The sequence below is a fragment of the Microbacterium sp. NPDC007973 genome (genome assembly GCF_042958465.1).
Classification (GTDB): Bacteria; Actinomycetota; Actinomycetes; order Actinomycetales; family Microbacteriaceae; genus Microbacterium; species Microbacterium galbum.
This window is the reverse complement of sequence record NZ_JBIBJJ010000004.1, coordinates 323,041-343,101: the sequence shown is the minus strand read 5'-3', so window position 1 is coordinate 343,101 and position 20,061 is coordinate 323,041. Positions and strand designations below refer to the sequence as shown.

The window sequence follows — 20,061 nt, the reverse complement described above, 5'->3', positions numbered from 1 at the left end:
CGGACGCGGCCGTGACTCGGGCGGGCTCGGCAGCCGTGTAAGCTTTCCTGTTGGAAGTGTGTCCGAGCGGCCTAAGGAGCATGGCTGGAATCCATGTAGGCGGGGTAACTCGCCTCGCAGGTTCAAATCCTGTCACTTCCGCCACACGAAGAGCGTCATCCTCGAGATCGAGGGTGGCGCTCTTCGCCGTTCAGCCCATTCTCGCGCTCTCGCGCTCGGCATCCACCGCTCCCGGACGCACCACGAGCGAGCGGGGCAGCACTCGCGCGAGCGCGCGGCGGGCCGGGGTCGCCCGCGCGAGCAGGCCCGCTCGGACGCGATCGACCGCCGCGGCCAGCGCCGGTCCGTGCGCGGGGTCGGGCGCGTCACCGGCATAGCTGACGCGCTCGAGGGCCTCCCGCAGCAGGTCGGCGTCGTCGGCGGCGACGCCGTGCTCCTCGACCAGTCGCGCGGCGAAGGCGCGAGGCGATTCGGCGCCGGGGGCCGGGATGCCGAGATCGACCGCGTCCTCCCGCAGCGCGGTCCACGCGGCCACGGCATCCCCCGCGCCCGCGGCGTTCAGACGTCGGCGGCGCCGGACGACACGCAACAGCGCCGGCACGAAGGCGGCCACGAGCAGCGCCAGCACCACGATCCCGACGGGCACCCAGGCAGCGCCCGGACGCGCACTCGTCGCCGCGGCGCCGGTGTCCACGGTCCCCACGTCGCCGCGGTCGGCCGACGAGGGCGCCGATGACGGCTGGGCGTCGGGGGCAGCGGCATCCTGTTCGGGGGTGGCGGGCGAGGAGCCGCCGTTCGAGGTGGATCCCGACGCGAAGTTCGTCGGCACCCCGAGGCTGTTCGTCGGTTCGAAGGGCACCCAGCCGATGCCCTGGAAGTAGACCTCCGGCCACGCGTGCAGCTGGCTCGAGGTGACGGTGTACTCGGTGCCACCCTGCTGGGGGATGCTGGAAGCCGTTCCCGGCAGGTATCCGACGACGATGCGCGACGGCATGCCGAGCGAGCGCGCCATCACCGCGAACGCGGAGGCGTAGTGCACGCAATACCCGGCGCGCACCTGCAGGAAATCGGCGACCGCGTCCAGTCCCGCGCCGTCGAAGCCCGCGTCGACCGGTGCGTCGAGCGAGTACCGGAACGCGCTGCTGCGGAACCACGTCTGCATCGCGAGCAGGGCGTCGTAGGGGGTCGAGGTCCCGGCCGTCACCTCGCGGGCCGTGTCGCCGATGACCGAGGGCACATCGGCGGGCAGGGCGCTGACATCGGCGCTCAGGCCGGGGTCGCCCACCGAGCGGCTGCGGATCTGCTCGAGCGTCGGTCGCGGCACACTCGCCTGCACCTCGTACTGCTGATCGCGCGTGGAACCCGCGCGCGTGACGACCGTGCGGTTCTGCGGCATCCCGAGCCACTCGCCGTCGAGCCCGGTGACGGTCGCGGCGGGGTAGGGCACGGGCAGCCAGGGGCTGTCGAGGGCGTCGACGGTGACGTCGGTGGTCCAGTCGACGCGGGCGATGTCGGCGTCGGTCTCGACCGGGCTGAACACTGCTCCGTCGCCCGGGACGGGCACGGTGTCGGAGCTGTCGGGTGACCAGACCGCTCCGTCGAAGCGGGAGAGGGTCACGGCCCGCAGGTACGGCGCCGTCGGGGCCGTCGTCCGCACCGTGAGCACGTCGACCTCGCGCGGTTGGCGCAGATCGTTGCCGAGCTCGAGGTTGGGGTTGATCGTCGTGCCCGTGCCGCCCGATCCACCGGTGGCGAAACGCAGGCCGGGCTGGGGGAGGAGCGGGGTGGCGACCACGGCGACGATCACCGCGACCACGGCGACGGCGAGGGCCGTGGCCGAGACCCCCAGCCGACCGGGCGCGCGGACGGAGGGGCGCCGCGGCACGGGGGCTGCGGCGCGGGCCCGCGTGTCGATGCGGAGCAGGAAGAGCAGCGCGGTGGCCAGCAGCACGAAACCGGCGACGTCGACGTCGGAAGGGATCGCGATCGTGGGGATGAGCGAGACCGCGACCAGGCCGACGCCCGCGAGCAGCGGCATGCGCGCCGTCAGCACGACGTGGTCGAGCACGAGGGCGAGGGCGCCCACCGCCGCGACGAGCAGGAAGCTCAGCCCGGCTTCGGGCGGCACGGGGGCCACCCCCAGGCGGATCTCTTCGGAGGCGCCCGAGAGCAGCCCCGGCACCGTCGCGAAGGTCGCCGGGGTGGGGATGACGCCGAGCAGGGCGGTCGAGCGACCGAACAGCAGCGTGAGCCCCACGATCCAGACCGCCGCCTCGATGATGGTGGCGACCACGGCGGGGAGGTGCGCGAGCCGCACGAGCAGCCCCGCCCCGAGCACCGCGGCGGACAGGGCCGCCGCGCCGGCCACCCACGCGCCGGGGGCGATCACCGAGAACGCGGGCAGCAGCGCCGCGATGATCGCGACGTACAGTCCCGCCGCCAGCAGCGCGGCGTCGCGCCGCCGCCGAGCGGTGCGCAACTGCGTGATGTCAGCGACCGACACGGGCGTACCCCTGCTCGATCGCGTCGTCCCATGCCGCGGCCACATCGCCACCGGGATGCACCTGCGCCGCGCGCCAGCCGCCCGCGCGCAACGAGTCCAGATCGGCGTTCTCGGCCACGACCAGCAGCATCGGAAGGGCGGAGCGCTGGGCCACGGCCCTCAGTGCCTCGCGGTCGTCCGCGTGCAAGGCCCCGGTGACCACGATCACGGGGCCGGTGAGGCCCGCCGCCGTGGCGGGGACGACACGTCGTGTCCCGTCGTCCGGGCGCGCACGCAGGCTCGCGAAGGCCGCCGCGGTGGCACGGGCGTCGGAGTCGTCGCCGCCCTCCACCGGATCGGCCAGAAGCTGACCGTCGCTGTCCACGACGTCGACCGTGTACCCCTCGTGCACGAGCCGTGCGACCGCCGAGACGCATGCCGAGACGGCCGTCTCGAACGCCGCGTCGCCGCCGGGGGCGTGGGCGGCCACCGGAGACCAGCGCGACAGGGCGCGGTCGAGAACGATCGTGGCCGCGGGGCTCGCCTCCTGCTCCTCCTGACGCACCATGAGCGTGTCGCGGTGCGCGGTGGCCCGCCAGTGGATGCGGCGCATCGAGTCGCCGGGCGCGTACGGGCGGGCGACGAGGTTGTCGGAGCCCTGGCCGATCTGCAGCGTCGTGGTCTGCCGCGATCCGCCCGCTTCGCCCGCGGCGACGGGGAGGGCCGCGAGATCGCGCACCGTCGGGGCCACGGTCACGGCGGTGGTGCGGCCGAGGGCGATGCGCCGGCGCACCAGCCCGAACGGGTCGGTGGTGGTGACCTCGAACGGTCCGAGGGCGTGCACCCCCCGCGCAGCCCCCGTCACGTCGTAGCGCACCTCGATCGTGGAGGCCGCACCGCTGAGGCTCGACGAGATCGTCGGCGACGCCCCCTCGGCCGCCCCCGTCAGTCCCGCCGGCAGCGCGTCCCGCCACCGGCCCGGGGCCGTCGGCAGTGCGCTCTGGATACCCGCGCGAACGGTCACGCTCGCGCGGCCCCCGACCTCCGGCACCTCGGGCGAGACGACACGCGTGACGGCGCCCGATCCCCGGGTCAGCAGCAGAGCGACCGCCGACGCGACGAGCAGCGCCGCCAGGAGCGTCGCGAAGTACAGCAGCTCGGGGATACCGGCGCGCTGGGCGATCACGAAGGCCGCCACGGCGAGCAGCAGCGCCCCCGTGCCGCGCACCGTGAACGGCCAGAACCGCCTCACCCGGGCTCTCACGGTCGGGCGGCGAGGGGTACGCGCACGCTCGCGGCGATCCGCTCGAGGGCGTCGGCCACGACCGCAGCCCCCGCCTTGCCTCCGGCCGCCGACCGGTTGGCGATCAGGCGGTGGGCGAAGACGGGCGTCAGCAGGGCCGTGATGTCGTCGGGGATCACGTACGACCGGCCGTCGAGGGCCGCCCGCACCTTGGCGGCGCGAACGAGCTGCAGGGTCGCCCGGGGGCTCGCGCCGAGCCGGATGTCGGGGTGACTGCGCGTCGCCTGTGCGAGCGCCACGACGTACTCTTCGAGTGCCGGGGCGACGTGCACCCCGCGCGCCCAGGCGATCATGGCGGTCACCTGGCGGGCCGAGACGACGGGGGTGAGCCCGTCGAGCGGGTTGACCGCGTCGCGCTGGCGGAGCATGAGCGCCTCGGCCGCGGCATCCGGGTATCCCATCGAGATGCGCAGGAGGAAACGATCGCGCTGCGCCTCGGGTAGGGCGTACGTGCCCTCCATCTCGTACGGGTTCTGCGTGGCGACCACGAGGAAGGGCGAGGGCAGGACGTGCGTGCGCCCGTCGACGGTCACCTGCCGCTCCTCCATGGCCTCGAGCAGCGAGGACTGCGTCTTCGGCGAGGAGCGGTTGATCTCGTCGGCGATGACGATGTGGGCGAAGACCGCGCCGGGGGTGAACTCGAACTGCCGCTGCACCGGATTGAACACCGACACGCCCGTGATGTCGCCCGGAAGCAGGTCGGGGGTGAACTGGATGCGACGGACGTCGGCGTCGATCGTGGCCGCGAGGGCCCGCGCCAGCATCGTCTTGCCGACCCCGGGCACGTCTTCGATCAGCAGGTGCCCCTCCGCGAGGAGGGCGATGAGGGCGCTTTGGACCGCCTCCGGCTTGCCGTCGATCACCTGCGACACGGATGCCAGGATTCCCCCGGTCAGACGGGCGAACGTCTCTGCGTCGAGGGGCGCGTCGGCCGCGGGCCGAGCAGTGGTGTCGGGGCGGCGGAGTCGTGATGCCGCCTCGGGCGTGACCGTCTCGTCCATGGCATCCCTTGCGTCGCGGGGTGGAGGCGCGTCGTCGCCGCCGTGACCCGATCGTAACCCGCTCGGCATGGGCGGGGGCCCGAAACGACGCGGCACACAGGCGTCACCCGGCGGATGCTCGGGCCCCTAGGATCGGGGAGCGTTGGTCCACCCGAGGAGCCCGCGCATGTCGCACACCACCCCGTCCCTGCCCGCCGTCACGCACGTGCTCGCCGTCGACATCGGCGGGACGAAGGTGGATGCCGCCCTCGTCTCGCTCGCCGGCGAGGTCGAGCGGGCGAGCGTGACCCGGCGTCCGACCGGAAGGACCGCGGACCGCGACGAGATCGCCCGCAACATCCGCGAGGCCGCCACCGCGGCGCTCGCCGCCGTCGACGGCGCCCGCGTCGGCGCGATCGGTGTGGGCAGTGCCGGCCCCGTCGACCTGCCCTCCCGGTCGGTCTCGCCCCTTAACCTGCCCCTCGCCGCCGGTCTCCCGATCGACGAGGTGCTCGGGGGGCTCGTGGACGGCCCGATCCGCCTCGCCCTCGACGGCACCTGCATCGCTCTCGCCGAGCACTGGCGTGGAGCGCTCGTGGGTTGCGACGACGCGATGGCGATCGTGGTGTCCACCGGCGTGGGCGGCGGACTCATCCTGGGCGGTCGGCCCGTTCCGGGCGCCAGCGGCAACGCGGGCCACCTGGGCCAGACGTTCGTGCGCACCATCGAGGGCGACGAGGTGGTGGCATCCACCCTCGAGGCCGTCGCGGCCGGCCCCGGGACCGTCGCCTGGGCGCAGGGGCACGGGTGGGAGGGTGAGACGGGGCTCGACCTCGCCGCCGCCCACGCGGCCGGGGACGCGATCGCCATCGCCGCCGTCAGCCGCTCGGCCATCGCCGTCGGGCAGGCGATCGCAGCGGCGGCGACACTGTGCGATCTCGAGGCCGTGGCCATCGCGGGCGGCTTCTCGCAGGTGGCCACCGACTACGTCGACCAGGTGCGCGCGGCCGCCGAGGCGGCGGCGCTGCACGCCTATGCGCGCCGGTGCCGCATCGTCGGCTCGGGTCTCGACGGCGACGGGCCCCTGCTGGGGGCGGCAGCGATCGCACTGCAGTCCTGAGGCCGGGTCTACCCTGAGACCGAGGACCGCGCCGCGGGCCGGCGAGTGAGGGCGGGGAACATGCGTACGGGTTCCAATCTGCCCGCCGTCGGCGAATACAACCAGACGCTGGTGCTCGACCTCATCCGTCGCTCGCCGGAGGGGTTGAGTCGTGTCGAGCTCTCGGCGCGCACCGGTCTGAGCGCGCAGACGCTCAGCAACGTCACCCGCCGCCTCGCCGATGACGGTCTCATCATCGAGGCGGGCAAGGTCATCTCCGGTCCCGGCAAGCCGCGGACGCTGCTCAAGCTCGAGCCGCGCTCGCGGTTCGCCGTGGGGGTGCACCTCGACCCCGTCGTCGACACGATCGTCGTGGTCGACATGGCGGGGGAGGTCATCGCGCACGACGAGATCCCCGGGCTCCGCGAGGTCGCTCCGAAAGCCCTGGTGACGGCCGTGGGCGCGGCCGTCGACACGATCGTCGAGCGTGCGGGGGTGCCGCGCGAGCTCGTGCTCGGGGTGGGCGTCGCCGCCCCCGGGCCGTTCGACGCCCGTGGCGGACGCCTTCTCGATCCGCCGCTGCTGCCGCAGTGGCACAACGTGAACGTGCGCGAAGACCTCGGTGCGGCGACGGGGCTGCCCGTCATCGTCGAGAAGGACGTCACTGCGGCGATGGTCGGCGAGATGTGGTTCGACCGCTCCGACGTGCTCAGCGACGCGATGTTCCTGTACTACGGCGCCGGCGTCGGCATGGGGCTCGCGGTGGCGGGCGCTCCGGTGCGCGGGCGGACCGGCAACGCCGGGGGCATCGCGCACGTGGTCGTGGATGCGGACGGACCTCTGTGCGCGTGCGGGTCGCGAGGATGCCTGGGGGTGTCGATCGAACCGCGCGTGCTCATCGCCGAGGCCGGGTACCTCGACGCCGACCCGCGCTCGGGCCTCGACCGTCTCGTGCGCGATGCGGCGGATCCCCGCCACGCGGCCGCGGGAGTGCTGCGGCGAGCGGGGGAGCGGATCGCGCGGGCTCTCGTGGTGACCAACAACCTCCTCGACGTCGACGAGGTCGTGCTCGGCGGTCCCGCGTGGGAACGCCTCTCCGGGGTGCTCGCCGACATCGTCGCGGAGCATGTCGCCTCGGATCCCGCGTCGACGGCGACGCTGCCGATCATCGTGCGGCGTTCGGTGGTCGGGCTCGATGTGGCGGCCGTCGGAGCCGCGTGCTTGATGCTGGACGGCGCGTTCGCGGCCCGACCGGCGCGCATGATGATCGCGCTCTGACGCGGCCCGGACCGTTCATAGCGGGGCGTGTCGCGATCGTTACCTCGCTCCGGCCGCCGTGACTTGCCGAGTTAGTCCATTTGATTTATAAAAGGTTCTGGCGACGCGGTGTCTCCACCCGAGCAAGGGAGCTTCCATGAAGAAACTGACGATGGCGACCGGTCTTCTGACCGCCACCGCCCTGACCGTGGCTCTGGCCGGCTGCTCCGGTGGCAGCGGCGACGCGGCGGACTCGAAGACGATCCGAGTCGCGTACCAGACCACGGCGACGTTCAACCAGATGCAGACGCTGATGGAGAACGCCAAGAAGCAGTACGAGGCCGCGCACGAGGGCATGACGGTCGAACTCGTCCCGATCCAGGCTGAGGGCGCGGATTACTACACGAAGCTCGCGCTGATGAACAAGTCGGCCAGCACCGCTCCCGACGTGCAGTACGAAGACACGTTCAAGATCCAGTCCGACGCTGCGGCCGGCTACCTCCTGCCGCTCGACGACTACCTGGCGAAGTGGGACGACTGGTCGCAGTTCGCCGAGGGTGCGAAGCAGGCCGGTCTCGGCCCCGACGGAAAGTCCTACGGCGTCTCGCTCGGCACCGACACCCGCGGCCTCTGGTACAACAAGGCCCTCTTCGAAGCCGCCGGCATCTCCGTGCCGTGGCAGCCCAAGACCTGGGCCGACATCCTCTCGGCCGCCGAGAAGGTCAAGGCCTCCAACCCCGACGTCATCCCGATCAACGTCTACTCGGGCAAGACCGCCGGCGAGGCGGCATCCATGCAGGGGCTCGAGATGCTCATGTACGGCACCGAGGACACCCTCTACGACACCGACAGCAAGAAGTGGGTCGTCGGCAGCCAGGGCTTCAAGGACTCGCTGCAGTTCGTCAGCGACGTCTACCAGGGCGGCCTCGGACCGTCGCTGCAGCAGGCGCTCGACCCCAACATCTTCACCAGCGTGACCGCCGACTGGCTGCCCTCGTCGAAGCTCGCCATCGCTCTCGACGGCTCGTGGCAGTCGGCCGCGTGGGTCGACGGCGGCACCGCCGCGTGGCCCGAGTGGAGCGACGCCCTCGGCATCGCCGCCATGCCGACGCAGGACGGCCAGGCGCCCGGCACCACCAGCATGTCGGGGGGATGGACCCTCGCCATCGGGAAGAACACCAAGAACGCCGACGCCGCGTGGGACTTCCTCTCCACCGCCGTGAACAAGGACAACGCCACCGCCTACGGCATCGACAATAGCCAGATCGCCGTGCGCGCGGACGTCGCCCAGTCCAGCGAGTACCTCGACGCCAACCCGAGCTTCGAGACCTTCTCGAGCTTCGTCGACACCACCCACTTCCGCCCGGCGACCGAGGACTACGACAAGATCTCGAACCAGATCCAGGTCGCGATGGAAGCCGTCATGACCGGTCAGTCGAGCGTGGACGACGCGGCCGCCGCCTACGACCAGGCCGTCATCGGCATCGTGGGCGAAGACAACACCCAGCAGGGCTGATCGTGACCGCCCTGGCTACCCCCGGGGCGACCGGAACCGGCCGGGGGTCGCGCGTGAAGACGCGCGGCCTCCGGTCGTCGGCCCGGGCGCTCCCTCTCCTGCCGGCAGCCCTGCTGCTGGCCGTGTTCCTGCTCGGCCCCATCCTGGTGTCGCTGTGGGGCTCGCTCACGAACGCGACGCTGTCGGGATCGACGGCCGTCGCGAGCGACTTCGTCGGCTTCGACAACTACGTCCAGTTGTTCAAGGCGCCCGACTTCCCCGTCGCGGTGGTCAACACGATCGTCTTCGTGTTCTTCTCGGCCGTGATCGGACAGAACGTCCTGGGCCTGGCCCTGGCGCTGATGATGCGCTCGGGCAATCGCATCGTGACGGCCGTGGTCGGCACGATCGTCGTCACCGCGTGGGTGCTCCCCGAAATCGTCGCGGCGTTCGCCGCCTACGCGTTCTTCCGCGACAACGGAACACTGAACGCCGTCCTCGAGGTCTTCGGCGTGGAGCCCGTCAGCTGGCTGTTCACCCTGCCGGTGCTCATGGTGATCTTCGCCAACATCTGGCGCGGCACGGCCTTCTCGATGATGGTCTACTCGGCCGCGCTGGCCGATGTGCCGCCCGAGATCACCGAGGCGGCGGAGATGGACGGAGCCAGCGGTTTCAAGCGCCTCATCCACGTCACTATCCCGATGATCCGCTCCACCATCGGCACGAACTCCATGATCGTGACCCTGCAGACGCTGTCGGTGTTCACGCTCATCTTCGTCATGACCGGCGGCGGCCCCGGCAACAAGAGCACGACGCTGCCGATCCTCGCGTACCAGCAGGGGCTGAAGTTCGGCGAGCTCGGCTACGGCACCGCGATCGCCACGATCATGCTCGTGATCGGCGCCGTCTTCTCGTTCTTCTACGTCCGCGCCCTGCGCGAGGAGGTCTCGTCATGAGCGCCACCACCACCCTCCCCGAGGTCACGGGCCGCCGCGCCCGGTCGGCCGTGCCCGCCCCGACGCGCACGAAGGCGTCGCTCTCGTCTCCGCGCACGCGCGCGCTGAGCGTGCTGTCGAACACGCTCATGATCGTCATCGGCTTCCTGTTCGTGGTGCCGCTGGTGTGGCTGGTCACCGCGTCCCTCGACGCGCAGCCGACCCTCGCGATCAAGATGCCCGAGGTCGTCACCCTCGACAACTTCGCCGCGGTGATGAAGCCCGACCTGCTGTTCCTCCCGCTCTGGAACAGCGTGCTGCTCGCGGGCGGCACCGCGATCGCGACCGTGGTGCTCGCGTCGCTCGCGGCCTATCCGCTGTCCCGCTACAAGATGCGCGTCGGGAAGCCCTTCCTCTACGCGGTGCTGTTCGGAACGTGTCTGCCGATCACGGCGATCATGGTGCCGGTCTACAGCCTGTTCGTCCAGCTGAACCTCATCGACTCCGTCGGCGGCACGATCCTCTTCCTCACCGCGAGCGCCCTGCCGATCGCGATCTGGATGATGAAGAACTTCATGGACGGCGTCCCCGTCGAGCTCGAGCACGCGGCGTGGATGGACGGCGCGGGATCGATGCGCACACTCGTGCAGATCGTCCTGCCGCTCATGCGTCCCGGTATCGCGGTGGTGTTCATCTTCACGTTCATTCAGGCGTGGGGGAACTTCTTCGTCCCCTTCGTGCTGCTGCTCAGCCCCGACTACCAGCCGGCCGCGGTCAGCATCTTCAACTTCTTCGGGTCGTTCGGAGCGGTGGCCTACGGCCAGCTCGCGGCCTACTCGATCGTCTACTCCCTCCCGGTCCTCGGCCTGTACGTGCTCGTACAGCGCGGACTCGGCGGCCCGTCGGCCCTCGCCGGCGCGGTCAAGGGCTGACCCGTCCCCCCAGACAAGGAACACACCCCATGCACGACCGCACCGCGCTCATCGAGATGCGCATCGAACGCTTCGTCCGCGAGCGTCTCGCCCCCGCCGTCTACCGCGCCCGCCAGCCCCTCGACATCCAGGCGTGGGAGGCCCCGGGCGAGCCCGTGACCTTCGCCGAGGCGCGGGATGCCGCCTACCGCCCGTTCGCGATCGGGACGCCGTGGGGCCGCGCGTGGGGGACCACCTGGTTCGCCGTGTCGGGGGAGATCCCGACCGCGTGGCGTGACGCCGCGGGCGCCCTGCCCGAGGGCACCGTCGCCGAGCTCGTCATCGACCTCGGCTTCACCGCCGGTCAGAGCGGCTTCCAGTGCGAGGCGCTCGTCTGGAACCGCGAGGGAGCGCCCATCAAGGGCGTCTCGCCGTTCAACAACGCCAGCCCGGCCGCGGTCGACGCCGACGGTCGTGTCGACGTGCTCGTCGAGGCGGCATCCAATCCCGACGTCGGCAGCCTCTTCACCTTCGAGCCCACCCCGGTCGGCGACCCCGCGACCGCGGGCGACGCTCCTCTCTATGTGCTCCGCGAGATGTCGATCGGCCTCCGTGACCTCGCGGTGTGGAACCTGCTGCAGGACTTCCGTCTGCTCCACGGCCTGATCGCCGAGCTCGACGCGACCTCCGCGCGCCGCGCGACCCTCGTGGAGGGGATGGATGCCGCGATCGACGCCGTCGATCCGCACGACGTCAGCGGCACCGCACAGGCCGGCCGCGACGTCCTCGCGCCGCTGATGGCCGCGCCCGCGGCATCCAGTGCCCACGTACTGCACGCGGTCGGTCATGCCCACATCGACTCGGCGTGGCTGTGGCCGGTGCGGGAGACCGCGCGCAAGGTCTCGCGCACGTTCAGCAACGTGCTGTCGCTCATGGACGAAGACCCCGAGTTCGTCTTCGCGTCGTCGTCGGCGCAGCAGTTCGCGTGGATGAAGGAGCACTACCCGGCGCTCTGGGAGCGGCTGAAGGCGCGCGTCGCCGAGGGACGCTTCGTCCCGGTGGGTGGCATGTGGGTCGAATCCGACACCAACATGGTCGGCGGCGAGGCCATGGCCCGCCAGTTCGTGGAGGGCAAGTCGTTCTTCCTCGAGGAGTTCGGCATCGACACCGAAGAGGTGTGGCTGCCCGACTCGTTCGGCTACAGCGGCGCGCTTCCGCAGATCATGAAGGCCGCCGGCGCCCGTTGGTTCCTCACGCAGAAGATCTCGTGGAACGAGACCAACCGCATCCCGCACCACACCTTCCGCTGGGAGGGCATCGACGGCTCGCGCATCTTCACGCACTTCCCGCCGGTCGACAAGTACAACTCCGAGGTCACCGCGGCCGACCTCGCCCACGCCGAGCGCAATTTCGCCGACAAGGGCCGGGCCCGCACCTCGCTCCTGCCGTACGGCTTCGGCGACGGCGGCGGCGGACCCACGCGTGAGATGACCGCCACGATCGCCCGCACGCACTCCCTCGAGGGCGCGCCGGTCGTGAAGCACTCCACCCCGCGCGAGTTCTTCGAGACCGCCGAGGCGGAGTACGCCGACCCGGCCGTGTGGGCGGGGGAGCTGTACCTCGAGTTCCACCGCGGCACCTACACCAGCCAGCTGCGCACGAAGCAGGGCAACCGCCGCAGCGAGCACCTGCTGCGCGAGGCGGAGCTGTGGGCCGCAACCGCGACCGTGCGGACGGGCGCCGCCTACCCGGCCGACGCTTTCCAGCGCCTGTGGCGCCTGGTGCTGCTGCAGCAGTTCCACGACATCCTCCCCGGCACCTCGATCGCGTGGGTGCACCGGGATGCCGAGCGCAACTACGAAGCGATCGCCACCGAGCTCGAGCAGATCATCGCCGACAGCCTCCGCGCGCTCGTCGGCGAGGGCGACCGCACGCTGCTGGTCAACGCCGCGCCGCACGCCCGCGCCGGTGCGCCGGCGCTGGGCATCGCCGCCGCACCGGGTGCGCGCGACGTCACCCCGCGCGCCGAGGGCTCGGGCTTCGTGCTCGACAACGGCATCGTCCACGCCGTGATCGACGCCCGAGGACTTCTCATCTCGCTCGTCGACGTGGTGTCGGGTCGCGAGGTCGTGCCGGCGGGCCAGGTGGCGGGGCTGTTCGAGGTCTTCCGCGACACCCCCACCCAGTGGGACGCGTGGGACATCGACGAGACCTACCGCCGGCACGCGACACCCCTCGACACCGCGGATGCCGTGCGCATCGACGCAGACGCGGTCGTCGTGGAGCGCTCGATCGGCGAGTCCACGATCGTCACGCGCGTCGCGCTCGCCGCGGGCGCGCGCACCGTGCGGCTGTCGCTCGACGTCGACTGGCACGAGCAGCAGAAGCTGCTCAAGCTGGGTGTCCCCGTCGACGTGCACACCGACCGGGCGGCATCCGAGATCCAGTTCGGACACATCGTGCGCCCGACCCACACGAACACGTCGTGGGACTCGGCACGTTTCGAGACCGCCGCGCACCGCTGGGTGCGGGTCGCGGAGCCCGACTTCGGCGTCGCCGTGACCAACGACTCCACCTACGGCCACGACATCACCCGCCACGAGCGCGACGGCGGGGGGACCTTCTCGCTCGTGCGCCTGTCGATCATCCGGTCGGCGATGTTCCCCGACCCGGGGCAGGACCAGGGCGCGCACCACCTCGAGGTGGGCATCGTCGTGGGGGCCGACGTGCTCGACGCCGTCGCCGAGGGCTACCGCACCAACCTGCCCGCGCGGGTGGTGACCGATGCCGGGGAGGACTCCGTGGCACCCCTGGTGGCGATCGATGCTCCCGGCGTCGTCGTCGAGGCCGTCAAGCTCGCCCAGGACGGATCGGGCGACGTGGTCATCCGTCTCTACGAAGCGCTGGGAGAGCGCACGCAGGCGCGCCTCGAGGCCGGCTTCGGCGTCGCCCGCGTGAGCGAGACCGACCTGTTGGAGCGTGACGTGGACGCCGCAGCGGTGACCGCTGTGCAGGGCGGCGTCGTGGATCTCGAGCTGCGTCCGTTCCAGCTCGTGACGCTTCGTCTGAAGCGCTGACGTCCGATCGACACGCGGCCGGGGTGCATCGCGCCCCGGCCGCTTCGTCGTGCGGGGGATGAGCGCGGGTGGGAGGCGCTCCGCGGGTCGGGTAAGCTGTACTCGGCTCTCCGCGTGGCGGCATCCAGGCCAACTCCCCCAGGACGGAAACGTAGCAAGGGTAACCAGGCTCTACCGGGTGCGCGGAGGGTCTTTTCTTTGCCCGGAAACGGGGGGCGCGCAGCGGCGAGGATGCCGGATGGCCCCGCCCGTCAGCGCCGCGCGAACGGCCCGTCGAGCACCGCCCACTGCAGCAGCATGATCGTCTTGGCATCCTGGATCGATCCGTCGCGGATCATCGACAGGGCGTCATCGATGTCGTACTCGAGAATCTCGATCTCCTCGTCCTCTTCGGCGAGGCCCCCGCGATCGCCGTGGCGCGCGGAGCCGTCGTACGCGGCGGCGAAGAAGTGCAGGCGCTCGGTGACCGATCCGGGGCTCATATAGACATCGAAGACATGCTCGACCTCGTCGACGTGGACGCCGGTCTCCTCCTCGGCCTCGCGGCGGATCGCGGTCACCGGGTCGTCATCGTCGAGCAGCCCCGCGGCGGTCTCGATCAGCATGCCGTCGGGGTGGTCGTTGACGTACACGGGGTAGCGGAACTGCCGGGTGAGCAGCACGGTCCGCCGCGCCGGGTCGTAGAGCAGGATCGTCGCCCCGTTGCCGCGGTCGTAGGTCTCGCGCGTCTGCGTGCTCCACGCGCCGTCGTCGCTCCGGTAGCGGAACGTCGACGCGCGCAGCACGTGCCACCCCGCGGCGAGCAGCTCGACGTCCTCGACGACCACGCGCGGGTTGCGGTCGAGGTCGAGACCGGTCAGGTGCAGGCCGGTGCGGCCGCGGTGGTCGGGGACGGTGGTGCCGGGACGCGCATCATTCATGATTCGGAACAATAGTGCAGAAACGTGCAAGAATGTGGAGCGTGATGCTCGCTGCCGCCCGCAAGGACGCCCTGCTCGAGCGGCTTCGCCGCGACGGTCGCCTCGTCGTGAAAGACGTCGCCCTCGACCTCGGCCTCTCCGAGGACAGCATCCGCCGCGATCTTCGAGAACTGGATGCCGCCGGCCTCGCCGTCCGCGTCTACGGCGGGGCCCTGCCGGCCTCGCCGGCCGTCGCGGACTACGACGCGCGGGGGACGGTGGCGCGCTCGAGCAAGGCCCGCGTCGCCGCGGCCGCGGTCGAGCTGATCGAGCCCGGCGCCACCGTGCTCCTCGACGGGGGGACGACGACCTTGGCGCTGGTCGAGGCGCTGCCCCGCTCGTTCGCGGGCACGGTGATCACGCACTCGCCGACGATCGCGGCCGCCCTGCTGAACCACGAGGCCGAGGTCATCGTCATCGGCGGTCGGGTGTTCAAGCACTCCGCCGTCGCGTGCGGGTCCGCCGCCGTCGAGGCGGCGCAGCGGATCAGCGCCGACATCTTCTTCCTCGGAGTCACCGGCGTGCACCCCGCCGCCGGGCTGACGACCGGGGATGCCGACGAGGCGGCGATGAAGCGCGTGCTCGCCGAGCGGGCCGCCGAGACGATCGTGCTCGCGAGCGAGGAGAAGCTGGGAGCGGCGTCGCGGTTCGGCATCCTGCCGCTCGACGAGGTGACCGGCATCCTGGCCGATCTCGATCCCGCGGCGCCCCTGACATCGGACCTGCGGGCCGCGGGAGCGCGTCTGCTGCCGTGTCGTCCTGATGACTCGACGCCGAAGCAACCCCGAAGCGGTGTCGGGGGCCCGCTCTAGGCTGGACGCGTGACGCAGAGCATCTACATCACGTCGGCCGAAGGTCATTCGGGCAAATCCTCCGTGGCTCTGGGCGTCCTCGACGCCCTCAGCCGCGTCACGCCGCGCGCGGGGGTGTTCCGCCCCATCGCGCGCTCCACGGCCGAACGCGACTACGTGCTCGAGATGCTGCTCGACCACGACAGCGTCGACCTGGCGTACGACGACTGCGTCGGCGTCACCTACGACGACGTGCGCGACGACGCCGATGCGGCGCTGGCGCGCATCGTCGAGCGCTACAAGGCCGTCGAGGCGCAGTGCGACGCCGTGGTCATCATCGGCAGCGACTACACCGACGTCGGCAGCCCCGCCGAGCTCGCCTACAACGCGCGCATCGCCGCCAACCTCGGTGCCCCGGTGCTTCTCGTTCTCGGCGGCCGCGCGCAGCAGGGGCACAGCGAGACCCTCGGTCTGTCGGTCGCACGCACCCCGCAAGAGGTCGGTCAGATCGCCTCCCTCGCCATCTCGGAGCTGCAGCACGAGCGTGCGGCGCTCTTCGCCGTGATCGCCAACCGCGCCGATGCGGACCACCTCGACGAGATCGTGGCATCCGTTCGCCAGGTCGTCGACGCCGCTCCGGTCGCCGGAGAGGACCGCGCCGTACCCGTGTGGGCACTTCCGGAGGACCGTTTCCTCATCGCGCCGTCGGTCCGCGGCGTCCTGCGCTCGGTCGAGGGCGAGCTCATCAAGGGCGACCCGGCGCTGCTCACGCGCGAGGTGCTGGGCGTGGTCGTGGCGGGCATGTCGATGGTCAACGTCTTGCCGCGACTGAAGGAGTCCGCGGTCGTGGTGATCCCGGCCGACCGCACCGAGGTGCTGCTCGCAGCTCTCCTGGCCAACGCGTCGGGCACGTTCCCGTCGCTGGCCGGCATCGTTCTCAACGGCGGGTTCGAGCTGCCCGACTCGATCGTGCGACTCATCGACGGCCTCGGCTCGCCGCTGCCGATCATCGCCACCGACCTCGGCACGTACGACACCGCCGTGCGCATCATGAACACGCGCGGTCGCCTGGCCGCCGACTCCCAGCACCGCTACGACACCGCTCTCGCGCTGTTCGAGCGCCACGTCGACACCGAGCTGCTCACGCGCGAGCTCGGCGTCGCCCGCCCGAGCGTCGTCACCCCGCTCATGTTCGAGTACGGCCTCGTCGACCGGGCCCGCGCCGACAAGCGCCGCATCGTGCTGCCCGAGGGCACCGACGACCGCGTCCTTCGGGCGGCGGCCACCGTCCTCTCGCGCGGCATCGCCGACCTGACGATCCTCGGCGAGCCGATCGAGGTGCGCGGGCGCGCGATCGAGCTGGGGATCGACATCCGCGATGCCGAGGTGCTCAGCCCCTTCGACGCCGTGCACGTCGACAAGTTCGCCACCGAGTACGCCCGGCTCCGGGCGCACAAGGGCGTCACCTACGCGCAGGCCGCCGACACCGTGACCGACGTGTCGTACTTCGGCACCCTGATGGTGCACCTGGGCCTGGCCGACGGCATGGTCTCGGGTGCTGCGCACACGACGGCGCACACCATCCGCCCGGCGTTCGAGATCATCAAGACCGCCCCGGGCGTCTCGGTGGTGTCGAGCGTGTTCCTCATGGCGCTCGCCGATCGCGTGCTCGTGTACGGCGACTGCGCCGTCATCCCCGATCCGACGAGCGAGCAGCTCGCCGACATCGCCGTGTCGTCGGCGGCCACGGCCGAGCAGTTCGGCATCGCCCCGCGCGTGGCGATGCTGTCGTACTCGACGGGGGAGTCCGGCACGGGTGCCGACGTCGAGAAGGTGCGCGCGGCGACCGCCCTGGTGCGCGAGCGCGCCCCGGAGCTCCTCGTCGAGGGACCCATCCAGTACGACGCCGCCGCCGACGCGGCCGTGGCACGCGCCAAGATGCCGGGATCGGAGGTCGCCGGACGCGCCACGGTGTTCGTCTTCCCCGACCTCAACACGGGCAACAACACCTACAAGGCGGTGCAGCGCTCGGCCGGCGCCGTCGCGATCGGACCGGTCCTGCAGGGGCTCAACAAGCCCATCAACGACCTGTCGCGCGGAGCGCTCGTCGACGACATCGTCAACACCATCGCGATCACCGCGATCCAGGCCCAGGGGAGCCCCGAATGAGCGTCGTGCTCGTCGTCAACAGCGGATCGTCGTCGTTCAAGTACCAGCTGCTCGACATGGCGCGCGAAGAAGTCCTGGCGAGCGGCCTCGTCGAGCGCATCGGGGAGTCGACCGGGGTCGCGCGGCACACCGTAAGGGCGGCGGCCCTCGCCTCGCCCGACGGCCCGGCGCCCACGGTCACCGACGCGACCTCGACCATCGAGCGCGAGATCCCCGACCACACCGCCGGCTTCGCCGTCATGCTCGAGGCGTTCGCCGCGCACGGACCCTCGCTCGACGAGCACCCGCCGGTCGCGGTGGGCCATCGCGTCGTCCACGGCGGCGCGCGGTTCTTCGCGCCGACCGTGGTCACCCCCCTCGTCGAGATCAACATCGACGAGCTGTCGGTGCTCGCGCCGCTCCACAACCCCGCGAACCTCGCCGGCATCGTCGCCGCCAAGCAGGCGTTTCCGACCGTGCCGCACGTCGCGGTCTTCGACACCGCGTTCCATCAGTCCCTCGCTCCCGAGGCGTACACCTACGCCATCGATCGCGAGGTCGCCGAGGCGCATCGCATCCGTCGCTACGGTTTCCACGGCACGAGCCACAAGTTCGTCAGCGAGGCCGCCGCCGCGTTCGTCGGGCGCCCCCTCGGTGAGCTGAAGCAGATCGTCTTCCACCTCGGCAACGGTGCGTCCGTGGCCGCGATCGAGGGTGGCCGCTCGGTCGACACCTCGATGGGGCTCACCCCCCTTGAGGGTCTCGTCATGGGAACGCGCTCGGGCGATCTCGACCCGGCCGTGCTCCTCCAGCTCGCCCGTCGCGCCGAGATGTCCATTGCCGATCTCGACACGCTGCTGAACAAGCGGTCCGGCCTTCTCGGCATCGCCGGCGTCTCCGACATGCGCGACATCCAGGAGCGACGGGATGCCGGCGACCCGGCGGCGCGGCTCGCCTTCGACGTCTACATCCACCGCCTGCGCGCCTACGCAGGGGCCTACCTCGCCCAGCTCGGCGGGGTCGATGTCATCTCGTTCACGGCGGGGGTGGGGGAGAACGCCCCCGCGGTCCGCGCGGAGGCGATGGCCACCCTCGGTTTCGCCGGCGTCGAGATCGATCCCGCGCGCAACGCGGCGCGCGAGCGCGGCATCCGTCGCATCTCCACCGATGCCTCGCTCGTCGAGGTGCTCGTCGTGCCGACCGACGAGGAGCTCGAGATCGCCCGGCAGACGCTGTCGGTCACGGCCTGAGGTCGACTCAGCCTCCGGCCAGCGCCATGTGCACCTGGTAGCGATCTCCGCGGTACCACGACGTGACGTGTTCGACGGCGCGACCGCCGGCGCGCGACGTGCGCCGGAACACCAGGACCGGCGACCCGGGAGGCACCGCGAGCGCCGTCGCGACGGCATCCTCGACCGCTTCCGTCCACACCGTCTGCTCGGCGGCGTCGATGCGCACGCCGTACCTCTCCGCCAGCAGTCCGTAGAGCGAGGTGCCCAGGTCCTGCTCTCCGAGGTCTTCGGCGAGACGCGGTGAGTACCACCCGATCTCGAGAGCCATCGGGATGCCGTTGGCCAGGCGGAGACGCTCGATCGACCAGGCCTTCTCGCCGTCGTCGAGGCCGAGCGCCGCGCGCACGTCGAGGGGCGGGTCCGCCCTCTCGGCGCGGCGGACGAGCGTGGTGGCGACCATGCCGCGTCGGCGCATGTCCTCGGTGAACGACGCGAGGTGCAGCTGCGACTGCACGCGCTCGCCGGCGACGAAGGTGCCCTTCCCCTGCACCGTGTACAGCTTCTGCTCCTCGATCAGCTGCCGCAGGGCCTCGCGCACGGTGGCCCTGCTCACCCCGTGACGGGTCGACAACTCGCGCTCCGAGGGGATGGCGCTGTGGGCCGGCCAGGTGGTGCCGATGTCCGACAGCAGGATCGCCCGTAGCTGGGCGTGCTTGGGGATGGGCCCGGCGGTCACGGCGGGCGGGGTGTCGGCATCGCGGAGACGGGGCATGACGGCGTCGACTTTCGGTGTTGACACGCCCGGCGGCGGCCAGTAGCTTCACTGGTACGTACCAGTACGGGCCACGTGGTCGGTCGAGCGGAGACGATCTGATGTTTCCCAACCTAAGCGACGGCCGCTGGTGCGTACCGTCGAACCGCCGCCCCCGAGGAGTCCCCGTGACCGTCATCCTGTCCCCGCTCGTCGGAGTCGTCTTGCCGCTCGCTGACGTACCCGATCAGCTGTTCGCCCAGGGGGCGATGGGTCCGGGCGTCGCGATCGAGCCGCCTCTCGAGATCGTCGACGTCGTCTCGCCGGTCGAGGGCACGCTGCTGCAGGTCTTCCCGCACGCGTTCGTCGTCGTGGCCGACGAGGGGGTGGGCGTGCTCGTGCACCTCGGGCTCGACACGGTCCAGCTGAAGGGCGAGGGCTTCACGGCTTTCGCCGCCAAGGGCGACCGAGTCGAAGCCGGCACCCCGGTCATCGCCTACGACGTGCCGGCGATCCGCGCGGCGGGCCTCGCCAGCGTCGTCCCCGTGGTCGTCCTCGAGCGCTCCGCCGACGACGTGTCCCTGCACGCCGCCGAGGGCGCCGAGATCACCCCCGGTACCCCGCTCCTGTCCGTCTGATCC

At 71.5% G+C, this 20,061-nt stretch carries 15 protein-coding genes, 1 tRNA gene and 1 other RNA gene; 12 read left to right on the top strand and 5 right to left on the bottom strand.

Annotated elements, in window-relative coordinates:
- Window positions 1–52 precede the first annotated feature (52 nt).
- Window positions 53–144, top strand: a tRNA-Ser gene (locus tag ACFZA2_RS14350).
- A 46-nt stretch (window positions 145–190) separates the two neighbouring features.
- Here the strand turns inward: ACFZA2_RS14350 and ACFZA2_RS14345 are convergent.
- Genes ACFZA2_RS14345 through ACFZA2_RS14335 form a run of 3 tightly spaced genes read right to left on the bottom strand, consistent with a single transcriptional unit; the run spans window position 191 to window position 4,786 of the window.
- Window positions 191–2,503, bottom strand: coding sequence for a DUF3488 and DUF4129 domain-containing transglutaminase family protein (locus tag ACFZA2_RS14345; RefSeq protein WP_391406133.1), 2,313 nt, complete (start codon window positions 2,501–2,503; stop codon window positions 191–193).
- A complete protein-coding gene (locus ACFZA2_RS14340; protein ID WP_391406130.1) occupies window positions 2,490–3,734 on the bottom strand; it encodes a DUF58 domain-containing protein in 1,245 nt (414 codons plus the stop codon). The genes ACFZA2_RS14345 and ACFZA2_RS14340 overlap by 14 nt, the downstream gene beginning before the upstream one ends.
- An 8-nt stretch (window positions 3,735–3,742) precedes the next feature.
- Entirely contained in the window at window positions 3,743–4,786 is a 1,044-nt protein-coding gene (locus ACFZA2_RS14335; RefSeq protein ID WP_391406127.1) for an AAA family ATPase, read from the bottom strand.
- 166 nt (window positions 4,787–4,952) lie between these two features.
- Here ACFZA2_RS14335 and ACFZA2_RS14330 point away from each other — a divergent pair, with 166 nt between their 5' ends.
- The 7 genes from ACFZA2_RS14330 (at window position 4,953) to ffs (ending at window position 13,737) form a co-directional block, all read left to right on the top strand.
- Window positions 4,953–5,885: an ROK family protein gene (locus ACFZA2_RS14330; RefSeq protein ID WP_391406124.1), complete on the top strand. Its 933-nt coding sequence runs from the start codon at window positions 4,953–4,955 to the stop codon at window positions 5,883–5,885.
- Window positions 5,886–5,945: 60 nt separating this feature from the next.
- Complete coding sequence (locus ACFZA2_RS14325) at window positions 5,946–7,142, top strand: ROK family protein (protein ID WP_391406121.1); 1,197 nt, start codon at window positions 5,946–5,948, stop codon at window positions 7,140–7,142.
- Between the two features lie 136 nt (window positions 7,143–7,278).
- Window positions 7,279–8,637, top strand: coding sequence for an extracellular solute-binding protein (locus ACFZA2_RS14320; RefSeq protein WP_363390077.1), 1,359 nt, complete (start codon window positions 7,279–7,281; stop codon window positions 8,635–8,637).
- A gap of 2 nt (window positions 8,638–8,639) precedes the next feature.
- A complete protein-coding gene (locus tag ACFZA2_RS14315) occupies window positions 8,640–9,572 on the top strand; it encodes a carbohydrate ABC transporter permease (RefSeq protein ID WP_391406117.1) in 933 nt (310 codons plus the stop codon).
- A complete protein-coding gene (locus tag ACFZA2_RS14310) occupies window positions 9,569–10,483 on the top strand; it encodes a carbohydrate ABC transporter permease (protein ID WP_391406114.1) in 915 nt (304 codons plus the stop codon). The genes ACFZA2_RS14315 and ACFZA2_RS14310 overlap by 4 nt, the downstream gene beginning before the upstream one ends.
- A gap of 29 nt (window positions 10,484–10,512) precedes the next feature.
- Window positions 10,513–13,539 (top strand): alpha-mannosidase, encoded by a 3,027-nt coding sequence (locus ACFZA2_RS14305; protein WP_391406111.1) that lies wholly within the window; start codon window positions 10,513–10,515, stop codon window positions 13,537–13,539.
- A 101-nt stretch (window positions 13,540–13,640) separates the two neighbouring features.
- An RNA gene (gene ffs / locus ACFZA2_RS14300) (signal recognition particle sRNA small type) lies at window positions 13,641–13,737 on the top strand.
- Window positions 13,738–13,790: 53 nt separating this feature from the next.
- Here the strand turns inward: ffs and ACFZA2_RS14295 are convergent.
- A complete protein-coding gene (locus ACFZA2_RS14295; RefSeq protein ID WP_391406108.1) occupies window positions 13,791–14,459 on the bottom strand; it encodes an NUDIX domain-containing protein in 669 nt (222 codons plus the stop codon).
- Between the two features lie 44 nt (window positions 14,460–14,503).
- Here ACFZA2_RS14295 and ACFZA2_RS14290 point away from each other — a divergent pair, with 44 nt between their 5' ends.
- The 3 genes from ACFZA2_RS14290 to ACFZA2_RS14280 are packed head-to-tail and all read left to right on the top strand — an operon-like array spanning window position 14,504 to window position 18,687.
- A complete protein-coding gene (locus ACFZA2_RS14290; RefSeq protein ID WP_391406931.1) occupies window positions 14,504–15,310 on the top strand; it encodes a DeoR/GlpR family DNA-binding transcription regulator in 807 nt (268 codons plus the stop codon).
- Window positions 15,311–15,319: 9 nt separating this feature from the next.
- Entirely contained in the window at window positions 15,320–17,458 is a 2,139-nt protein-coding gene (gene pta / locus ACFZA2_RS14285; RefSeq protein ID WP_391406105.1) for a phosphate acetyltransferase, read from the top strand.
- Entirely contained in the window at window positions 17,455–18,687 is a 1,233-nt protein-coding gene (locus tag ACFZA2_RS14280; protein ID WP_391406102.1) for an acetate/propionate family kinase, read from the top strand. The genes pta and ACFZA2_RS14280 overlap by 4 nt, the downstream gene beginning before the upstream one ends.
- A gap of 7 nt (window positions 18,688–18,694) precedes the next feature.
- Here ACFZA2_RS14280 and ACFZA2_RS14275 read toward each other — a convergent pair whose 3' ends face one another.
- Window positions 18,695–19,441, bottom strand: a complete 747-nt coding sequence (locus ACFZA2_RS14275) for a GntR family transcriptional regulator (protein WP_391406099.1) — start codon at window positions 19,439–19,441, stop codon at window positions 18,695–18,697.
- Between the two features lie 167 nt (window positions 19,442–19,608).
- On the opposite strand from ACFZA2_RS14275, the gene ACFZA2_RS14270 reads away from it, so the two are divergent.
- Window positions 19,609–20,058, top strand: a complete 450-nt coding sequence (locus ACFZA2_RS14270; RefSeq protein WP_391406096.1) for a PTS glucose transporter subunit IIA — start codon at window positions 19,609–19,611, stop codon at window positions 20,056–20,058.
- The last annotated feature ends 3 nt before the right edge of the window (window positions 20,059–20,061 follow it).

Excerpts from the sequence above, each read along its gene's own strand:
- ACFZA2_RS14335 (WP_391406127.1), bottom strand. The coding sequence starts at position 4,786 with ATGGACGAGACGGTCACGCCCGAGGCGGCATCACGACTCCGCCGCCCC.
- ACFZA2_RS14330 (WP_391406124.1), top strand. The coding sequence starts at position 4,953 with ATGTCGCACACCACCCCGTCCCTGCCCGCCGTCACGCACGTGCTCGCC.
- ACFZA2_RS14325 (WP_391406121.1), top strand. The coding sequence starts at position 5,946 with ATGCGTACGGGTTCCAATCTGCCCGCCGTCGGCGAATACAACCAGACG.
- ACFZA2_RS14320 (WP_363390077.1), top strand. The coding sequence starts at position 7,279 with ATGAAGAAACTGACGATGGCGACCGGTCTTCTGACCGCCACCGCCCTG.
- ACFZA2_RS14310 (WP_391406114.1), top strand. The coding sequence starts at position 9,569 with ATGAGCGCCACCACCACCCTCCCCGAGGTCACGGGCCGCCGCGCCCGG.
- ACFZA2_RS14305 (WP_391406111.1), top strand. The coding sequence starts at position 10,513 with ATGCACGACCGCACCGCGCTCATCGAGATGCGCATCGAACGCTTCGTC.
- ACFZA2_RS14295 (WP_391406108.1), bottom strand. The coding sequence starts at position 14,459 with ATGAATGATGCGCGTCCCGGCACCACCGTCCCCGACCACCGCGGCCGC.
- ACFZA2_RS14290 (WP_391406931.1), top strand. The coding sequence starts at position 14,504 with ATGCTCGCTGCCGCCCGCAAGGACGCCCTGCTCGAGCGGCTTCGCCGC.
- ACFZA2_RS14280 (WP_391406102.1), top strand. The coding sequence starts at position 17,455 with ATGAGCGTCGTGCTCGTCGTCAACAGCGGATCGTCGTCGTTCAAGTAC.
- ACFZA2_RS14275 (WP_391406099.1), bottom strand. The coding sequence starts at position 19,441 with ATGCCCCGTCTCCGCGATGCCGACACCCCGCCCGCCGTGACCGCCGGG.